This window comes from Brachybacterium sp. ACRRE (assembly GCF_022346485.1).
Lineage (GTDB): Bacteria > Actinomycetota > Actinomycetes > Actinomycetales > Dermabacteraceae > Brachybacterium > Brachybacterium halotolerans.
In genome coordinates, this window is sequence record NZ_JAKRMO010000102.1 from 1 (window position 1) to 8,488 (window position 8,488).

The 8,488-nt window shown below is 73.4% G+C and carries 7 protein-coding genes; 2 read left to right on the plus strand and 5 right to left on the minus strand.

Annotated elements, in window-relative coordinates; genetic code table 11:
• The first annotated feature begins 338 nt into the window (after positions 1 to 338).
• Entirely contained in the window at positions 339 to 1,262 is a 924-nt protein-coding gene (locus tag MHY49_RS18270; RefSeq protein WP_239206545.1) for an NADP-dependent oxidoreductase, read from the plus strand.
• Between the two features lie 52 nt (positions 1,263 to 1,314).
• A complete protein-coding gene (locus MHY49_RS18275; protein ID WP_239206547.1) occupies positions 1,315 to 1,854 on the plus strand; it encodes an O-acetyl-ADP-ribose deacetylase in 540 nt (179 codons plus the stop codon).
• An 18-nt stretch (positions 1,855 to 1,872) separates the two neighbouring features.
• On the opposite strand, the gene MHY49_RS18280 is transcribed toward MHY49_RS18275, so the two are convergent.
• The 5 genes from MHY49_RS18280 to MHY49_RS18300 all read right to left on the minus strand — a co-directional run.
• Positions 1,873 to 3,165, minus strand: coding sequence for an acyl-CoA dehydrogenase family protein (locus MHY49_RS18280; protein ID WP_239206549.1), 1,293 nt, complete (start codon positions 3,163 to 3,165; stop codon positions 1,873 to 1,875).
• Positions 3,162 to 4,847, minus strand: a complete 1,686-nt coding sequence (locus MHY49_RS18285) for an ABC transporter ATP-binding protein (protein ID WP_239206551.1) — start codon at positions 4,845 to 4,847, stop codon at positions 3,162 to 3,164. Before MHY49_RS18285 ends, MHY49_RS18280 begins: the two co-directional genes overlap by 4 nt.
• A complete protein-coding gene (locus MHY49_RS18290) occupies positions 4,844 to 5,737 on the minus strand; it encodes an ABC transporter permease (protein WP_239206553.1) in 894 nt (297 codons plus the stop codon). Before MHY49_RS18290 ends, MHY49_RS18285 begins: the two co-directional genes overlap by 4 nt.
• Positions 5,734 to 6,816 carry an ABC transporter permease gene (locus MHY49_RS18295; protein ID WP_239206555.1) on the minus strand — a complete coding sequence of 361 codons (1,083 nt, stop codon included), beginning with the start codon at positions 6,814 to 6,816 and terminating at the stop codon, positions 5,734 to 5,736. The genes MHY49_RS18290 and MHY49_RS18295 overlap by 4 nt, the downstream gene beginning before the upstream one ends.
• 1 nt (position 6,817) lies before the next feature.
• Positions 6,818 to 8,488, minus strand: a 1,671-nt coding sequence (locus MHY49_RS18300; protein WP_239206557.1) for an ABC transporter substrate-binding protein, incomplete at its 5' end; no start/stop codon positions are given.

Consider the following 8,488-nt stretch of genomic DNA (forward strand, 5'->3'; position numbering starts at 1 on the left):
CTCGTTCCCGCTCCCTCCTGTCCGCCCGGCGGGCTGCCGCCGGGCGGACAGGAGGGAGCGGGAACGAGAGGGGACGTCTGGTCAGGATCTGCGCCGGAGCACGGCCGATCGGGCACGGAACCCCACCGAAGCGGCCCTCTCGCGGGTCCGGGCGAGGGGGCGAGGGTCTCGTCGGCCCGCTCGGATCCTCGATGCACGCGGTCGCACCCGGGGCCACGGTGACCCACGGCACATCCGCCCTGGCACCCTAACAAGATCTCGCGCCGCGCTCGAGGACGTCCCGGCGCATCGCCCGCACCTCGGAATACGCGCCCCCGCCGCGCGCGTTCGCAAGGGACATGAAGGCCATCACTTACAGCACGTACGGAGACCCTGACGTCCTCGAGGTCAGCGAGGTCGAGACCCCCAAGGTCGGCCCCGGCGAGGTGCGCCTCGCCGTGCGCGCCGCCGGCGTGAACCCGGTGGACTGGAAGATCGTGGCCGGCGGCCTCGATCCGCTCATGAACATCGAGTTCCCCGCGATCCCGGGCTGGGACGTCGCGGGCGTCGTCGAGGCCGTGGGGCTGGACGTCACCGAGGTCGTCGAGGGCGACGAGGTCATGGCCTACGGCCGCAAGGACTGGGTCGAGCAGGGCTCCTTCGCCGAGCAGATGACGGTGCCCGTGCGGACCCTCGCCCGCAAGCCCGCGACGCTCGACTGGGAGCAGGCCGCCGCCCTGCCCCTCGCCGGCCTCACCGCCTACCAGTCCCTCACCCGCATGGGCGTCGCCGAGGGCACGACCGTGCTGGTCCACGGCGCGAACGGCGGCGTCGGCAGCTTCGCCGTCCAGATCGCCGTGGCCCTCGGCGCGCGCGTCATCGGCACCGCCTCCGAGCCGAACCACGACCGCCTGCGCTCCCTGGGCGCCGAGCCCGTGACCTACGGCGAAGGCCTCGCCGACCGCGTGCGCGAGCTCGCGCCCGACGGCGTGGACGTCGTGGTCGACTACGTGGGCGGGGTGCTGGACGCGACCCTCGCCGTGCTCGCGGACGGCGGTCGGCACGCCTCGATCGCCGACGGCTCGGTCGCGGAGTCCGGCGGCACCTACATGTGGGTGCGGCCCGATGCCGAGGACCTCGCCGTCCTCGCCGACATGGTCGACACCGGCAAGCTGCGCGTCGACGTCGCCGGGTCCTTCCCGCTCGAGCAGGCGGCCGACGCCTTCCGCGCGAGCATGGACGGCCACACCAGCGGCAAGATCGTGGTCCGCGTCAGCGAATGAGCGGGCCCGGAATGGCCCCGTGGTGAGAAGGGGTGAGAAGGGGAGTGCGCAGATGAGCGAGCCGAGGGTCCCGATCAGTCTGCACCGCGGCGACATCACGACGGACGGCGACGTCGACGCGATCGTCAACGCCGCCAACTCGACGCTGCTGGGCGGCGGCGGGGTCGACGGCGCGATCCACCGCGCCGCCGGCCCCGGGCTGCTCGCCGAGTGCCGCACCCTCGGCGGCTGCGGGACCGGCGACGCGAAGATCACCGGCGGTCACGACCTGCCCGCCGCCCACGTGATCCACACCGTCGGCCCTGTCTGGTCGACGCGGGCCGACGAGACCGGACGGCAGGAGAAGGACGCCCAGCTCGCCTCCTGCTATCGGCGCAGCCTCGAGGTCGCACGCGAGAACGGACTGGTCAGCGTGGCCTTCCCGTCGATCTCGACGGGCGTCTACCGCTTCCCCGTCGAGCGCGCGGCCCGGATCGCGATCCGCACCGTGCGCGAGACCGAGGCCGCGCTCGGCGGGTTCGAGGAGATCCGGTTCTGGCTCTTCGACGATGCGACCCTCGCGGCGTATCGGGCGGCGCTCGAAGCGGTCTGAGGGAACCCGCGGCGGCCCTCAGCCCTTCTTCTCGCCCGTCGACCAGAAGTAGAGCAGCTCGGAGTCGTTGAGCAGCCGGTCGCCGATCGCGCGCTCCTGGTAGATCGCGGGGTTGTGCGAGGACAGGGTGCGGGCGTTGCGCCAGTGCCGGTCCAGCGCTCGGCCGCGCGAGGTCGCCGAGGCCCCGCCCACCTCGAACAGCTGCGTGGTCACCGCGAGCACGTTCTCCACGGCGGTGAGCTGCGCCTGCACGGTGCGCAGCTCGGCCGCGTCGATGAGGGCGAGCGAGCGCTCCGAGCCCGCCACCCCGTCGCGATGATCGCGGATCACCGACTCCTGCGCGCGGCCGAGGAGGCGCGCGGCGGCGAGCACGGAGTCCTCCGCGGCGGCGAGCCTCGCCGAGAGCCGGCCGACGACCGCCTGGACCAGCGGATCCTGCGCCGCCGTGGCACCGCTGCCCTGCGAGTAGACGCGGGTGCGCGAGCGCACGAACTCGACGCCGTCGCGCAGCGCCGCCCTCCCCACACCCACGAGCGAGGACAGCAGCACCAGCTGCAGGAACGCGGTCTGAGGGGTCGGCAGGCCGTCTGCGCTCCCACCTCGGATCCGCACCCGGGAGGCGGGCACCCGCACGTCGTGCAGCACCGTGGTGCCACTGCCGGTGAGCTGCTGGCCGAAGCCATCCCAGTCGTCGCGCACCTGCACGCCGTCGTCGTCGCGACGCACCGTGACCCGGGCGCGCCGGCCGTCGGGCGTCTGCGCGGTGACGTTGATCCAGTCCGCGAAGATCGAGCCGGTGGAGTAGGCCTTCTCACCGTTGATCAGGAAGTCCTCACCGTCGGGAGCGACGGTGGTCGCGAGGTCCCCGACCCGCGCGGTGGAGCGCTCATGGCTCGCATTGCCGAAGACAGCGCCGCCGGCGAGCAGGCGCTGCCAGGTGCTCGGATCCTCCTCCTCGTCGCCCAGCAGCAGGCCGTTGGCGAAGGCGAAGTGGGCGCGCAGCAGCTGCGGGAGGTTCGAATCGGCCTCACCGAGGTCGATGAGCAGGGCGAACAGGGTCTCCACGTCGGCCCCGGATCCGCCGTGCTCGCTCGGGACGGTGATCGCCGTGAAGCCCGCGTCCGCGAGCGCGCGGACCTCGTCGAAGGGCAGGCGGCGCTCGCGCTCCCGCTCGACCGCGCCCTCCGCGAACTCGGCGAGGACGGGCGCGAAGCGCGCACGCAGATCCTCGTGCGTCGCGGCGGCCGAGTCGGCCGAGTCGCTCGGAGTGGCCGAGTCTGTCGGGGCGTCGGGTGCGGTGGTGGTGCTCATGCGGTCTCCTGGAGGGTCGGGTGGGGGAGCGCGGCGACGAGCTCCCTGGTGTAGTCGTGGCGGGGGCGGAAGAAGACGTCGTCGGCGGTGCCCTGCTCCACCACGCGGCCCGCCTGCATGACCAGCACGCGGTCGGACACGTGGTGGACGACGCCCAGGTCGTGGGAGATGAACAGGTGCGCCGTGCCGAGAGCCTCCTGCAGGTCGCCGAGCAGGTCGAGGACCTGCGCCTGGATGGACACGTCGAGCGCGGAGACCGGCTCGTCGAGCACCAGGATCTCCGGCGAGGTGGCCAGGGCGCGCGCGATCGCGACGCGCTGGCGCTGTCCGCCGGAGAGGGTCAGGGGATGGCGGCGGGCATGGGCCGCGGTGAGCCCCACGGCTTCGAGCAGCTCGGACACGCGTCGGGACCGGGCCCCGCTGCGGGCGGAGCCCCCGAACTCCGCGGGGAGTGCGTCGGCGATGGTGCGGCCGACGTCCCAGCGGGGGTCGAAGGAGCCCAGCGGGTCCTGCGGCACCACGGAGATGCGGGCCCGGCGCTCGCGGCGGCGGCGCTCGCGCAGCCCGGACCAGGCCTCGCCGTCGAGCAGGACGCGCCCGGCGCTCGGCTCGGCGAGAGCCAGCGCGATGCGCGCCGTCGTCGACTTCCCGGATCCGGACTCGCCGACGATCCCGAGGGTCTCGCCCGGCGCGAGCGCGAAGGACACGTCGTCCACGACGGTGCGCTCGCGCCCGTCGGGTCCGCGGAAGCGCTTCGAGACGTGCTCGACCTGCAGCACCGGAGCCTCGGCGGCGGGTGCGCCGTCGCCGTCGGCCTCGGGCCGCCGTGCTCCCGCGCGTCGCGCCCCGAGCCGCTCCCGGTCCCGCGCCGAGAGCTCGAGCGGCGGCGTGTCGGAGAGGCGCGATCCGCGGGAGCGGGCGGACGGGACTGCCGCGAGCAGGCGGCGCGTGTACGGATCGGCGGGGCGGGACAGGACCTGGGACGTGGGCCCCTGCTCGACGACGCGGCCGTCCTTCATCACCAGCACCTCGTCGGCCAGGCGCTCGACGACGGCGAGGTCGTGGCTGATGAGGATGATCGCGCGTCCCGCGGCCAGGTTCGCCTCGAGCAGCGAGAGGATCTGCGCCTGCACGGTGACGTCGAGGGCGGTGGTCGGCTCGTCGGCGATCAGGACCTCGGGATCCAGGGCCAACGCCGCGGCGATCAGCGCGCGCTGGCGCAGCCCGCCCGAGAGCTCGCTGGGCAGCTGACGCGCGCGCAGCTCGGGCTCGGGGACGCCGGCGGCCGCGAGCAGCTCGTGCACCCGGCCCTCCCGTGCGCGCCGCGGCACGCCGTGGACGCGCAGGGGCTCGGCGATCTCCGCGCCCACGCGGCGCAGCGGATCCAGGGAGACCAGGGCGTCCTGCAGCACGTAGCCGATGCGGCGGCCGCGCAGGGCGCGCAGCTGGGCGTCGGATGCCCCCAGCAGGTCGGTGCCGGCCGCCTCGAGACGGTCGGCGCGCACGGCCGCCCGCTCGCCGTTCAGCCCCAGCAGGCTGCGTGCGGTCACCGACTTCCCGGAGCCGGACTCGCCCACGATCCCCAGGCAGCTGCCCGGGCGCAGCGTGAGCGAGACGTCGTGCACGACCTCGACGTCGTCGAAGGAGACCGAGAGGTTCTGGGCGGTGATCAGGGCGTTCATCGGGAGGCTCCGGAGTCGGCGGCGCGCTGCAGGTGACGGCCCAGCACGGTGAGGGACAGGGTGAAGACGACGATCGTGATGCCGGGGAAGAAGTCCATCCACCAGGCCTGCTGGATGTAGGTGCGGCCGGCGTTGAGCATCGCGCCCCACTCGGCGGTGGGCGGCTGCACGCCCATGCCCAGGAAGCCGAGCGCCGCGGCCCACACGATCGCCTGGCCCACCCCGAGCGTCACCAGCACGGTGAGCGGGCGGAAGGCGTTGGGGAGGATCGTGCGCGTGAGGATCCGGGCGGGGGAGTGGCCGAGCGCGCGGGCGGACTCCACGTACAGCGAGCCCTTCACGGCGAGCACCTGGCCGCGCACCATGCGGGCGTAGCCGGGCATCGTCGCGACGCCCACGGCGACCATCTGGGTGAGCGCGCTGCTGCCGTAGACGGCGATGAGGATGAGTGCGAGGAGGATCCCGGGGAAGGCGTAGAGGACCTCGATCACGCGGGTCACCGAGGCGTCGGCCAGGCGTCCGCCGAGGCCGCCCAGGAGCCCCAGGGCGATGGCTCCGACCAGGCCGATCGCGGTCGCCCCGAGGCCGATCGCGAGCGACTGACCGGCGCCGTGGACCACACGGGAGAACACGTCGCGCCCCGACTGGTCGGTGCCGAAGACGTGCGCGGCGCTGGGGCCGTCGAAGCTCTCGCCGAGGCTGATCTCGAGCGGGTCCTGCGGGGCCAGGAGGCCTGGCGCGACCGCCGCGAGCAGCACCAGGACGACGACCACGGCCGCGAGCCAGAAGCTCACGCTGCGCAGCGCCGTCGCCCGGCGGGCCCGCCGGGCCCGGGGACGGGAGCCTGCCGCCGGGGCGGCGGTCTCCGGTGCAGTGGCGAGAGCGGTCATGAGGCGCCTCCGATCGAGGTGCGCAGCCGCGGGTCCACGGCCACGGCGGCGAGGTCGGTGAGGATGTTCGCGATCACGTAGACGAGCGCGACCACGAAGGTCACCCCGATCACGAGCGGGAGATCCTGCGAGGTCACGGCCGTCACCAGCACCTGGCCGATGCCCTGGCGGGAGAAGATCACCTCGACCACGACCGCACCGGAGATCAGCGAGCCCAGTCCCCATCCCGAGAGCGCGATCCCCGGCAGGGCGGCATGGCGCAGGACGTGGCGCCACCGCACGTCACGGGGGCGCGTGCCGCGAGAGAGGGCCGAGAGCACGAAGGGCTGGCGCGAGGCGGCGTCGAACTCGTCCCGCGTGACCTGGGCGAGGAAGCCGCCGAGCGGGACGCCCAGGGTGAGCGCGGGCAGCACGAGCCCCGCGGGGCCGTCGTCGACCACCGGGAGCCACTGCAGGGTCACCGCGAAGACGACGAGCAGCACCACGCCGAGCCAGAAGTGGGGCAGGGCGGCGAGGACGACCTCGAGGCCCGAGCCGATGCGCGCGGCGAGTCCGGGACGGGCGGCCGTGAGCAGGGTGCTGCCGATCGCGATCGCCCAGGCGATGGCGAGGGAGGCGCCGGTCAGCTGCAGCGTGGGGACGATCTGCTCGGCGATGATCCGGGCCACCGGCTCCTTCATCGTGTACGAGCTGCCGAGGTCCCCGCGCACCAGACCGCCCAGGAAGTCTGCGTACTGCACGAGCAGGGGCTGGTCGAAGCCGTACTGCGCGCGCACCGCGGCGACGGTCTCCGGCGGCGGGTTCGCCGAGGCGCCGCCCAGGATCGCGAGCGCCGGATCACCCGGCACGAGGTGCTGCAGGAAGAACACGATGGTCGCGACGGCCCACAGCAGGACCAGGGCGGAGAGCACGCGCAGCGCGATCCGTCCGGGCAGGGAGGCGCGCAGGCGGGCGAGCAGGGCGGCCGGCGGCGCGGCGGGCCCGGGGCGTGTGGGCGCGGGGCCGACGGGCGCGGCCGGCTCCTCGGGGCCGACGGGGCCGACGGGCGCTGGGGCGGAGGACGTGGTCTCGGCGGTCATCTCAGGCTCCGTCCCGGATCAGGTAGGCGTCGTGCAGCACGGGCTCGCCCTCGCTGGGCTCGATCCAGATGTCCCGGACCTGGTCGGACCTCGTCGCCAGGCGCGTCTGGACGGGATAGAGGGGCAGGTGCCAGGCCTGGGACGTGAGGATCCCCTGGGCCTTGGAGTACAGCTGCTGCTGCTTCTCGGGGTCGGTGGTGCCGGCGGCCTGCACGAGAGTCCGATCGAGCTCGTCGTCAAAGTCGCGCGCCACGTTCTGCCCGTTGTCGATGTCGAGGGTCTCCTGGGAGAACTTGATGTACATGACGCCGGGCGTGGGGCTGTTCCAGTAGCGTCCCTGCAGGTCATAGGCACTCGGATCGGTCTTGATCGCGGTCATCGAGGCCGCGTCCTTCGGCTGCAGCTCCACCTTGATCCCGGCCCGCTTCTCCATGGCCTGGAAGTTCTGGAAGATCGTGAGGTCCGCCGGGGGCGTCTCGCCCGGATCCGAGTTAAAGGGCAGGCGCAGCGTGAGGGTCTTCCCGTCCTTGGTGCGGTAGCCGTCCGCGTCGCGGCCCGTCCATCCCGCCTCGTCGAGCAGCGCCGCCGCCTTGTCCGGGTCGTAGGGGAAGGGCTCGTGGTAGCTGTCGTCGTAGTCGGGGGTGCCGCTGGACAGGGCGTTGCCCTCGTAGGGGAACACGCCCGCGTAGGCGCTCTCGACGATGCCGGGGGCGTCGGCCGCATGCACGATCGCCCGGCGCACGCGCACGTCGGACAGCTGCGGGCTGTCGGTGTTGAAGTCCAGCGCGAAGGGCACGCCGGAGTGCACGAAGTCGTCGGTGTCGATGCGTGGGTCGGCGCTCGCTGCGGGCACGGATTCGGGCGGGAGGTTGAAGATGGCCTGCGCCTTCCCGGACTGCAGGGCGCCGAAGCGGGCGGTGTTGTCCTTGAGGAAGCGCCAGGTGACCTTCTCGAGGTAGGCGGGCCCCTGGTGCTTCGCGTCGGCCGGGGCGGAGTCGTAGTCGTCGTTGCGCACCAGCACGACCTCCTGGTTCCGCTTCCACTCGGCGACCTTGAAGGGGCCGGTGCCGACGGGCGCCGCGCAGTTCTTCTCGAGCCCGCGGGCCATCGCCTTGGGGGACTCGATGCCGAAGAACGCCTGCGAGAGCACCGTGAGCAGCGGCGAGTAGGGGCGCTTGAGGGTCACGCGCACCGTGTGCTCGGAGACCGCGGTGGCCTTCTCGAAGTACGGCGAGAGGTACAGCAGGTCGGTCGAGGACTGCGTGTCCGGGTCCATGATCTGCTCGAAGTTCGCGACCACCGCGTCCGCGTCCAGCGGCTCCCCGTCCGTGAACTCCACGCCCTTCTTCAGGTGGAAGTCGTAGGTCAGCCCGTCCTTCGACACGTGCCAGGACTGGGCGAGCCAGGGCACGACCGTGCCGTCGGCCTTCATCGAGACCAGCGAGTCGAGGTACTGGCGGGCGATGTAGGTCTGCGGCATGTCGCCGCTGTTGTGGGGGTCCAGGCAGGTGGGCTCGCGGTCGGTGGCGTACACGAGATCGCCGCCCTCCTTCGTGCCCGCGGGCAGGGAGGCGGAGGGGTCGGCGGTCCCGCAGCCGGCGAGCACCGCGAGGACGGCGAGCGCCGCGACGGCGGCGAGGGCGGGGCGGGGTCGCATGGGCGGCTCCTGGTG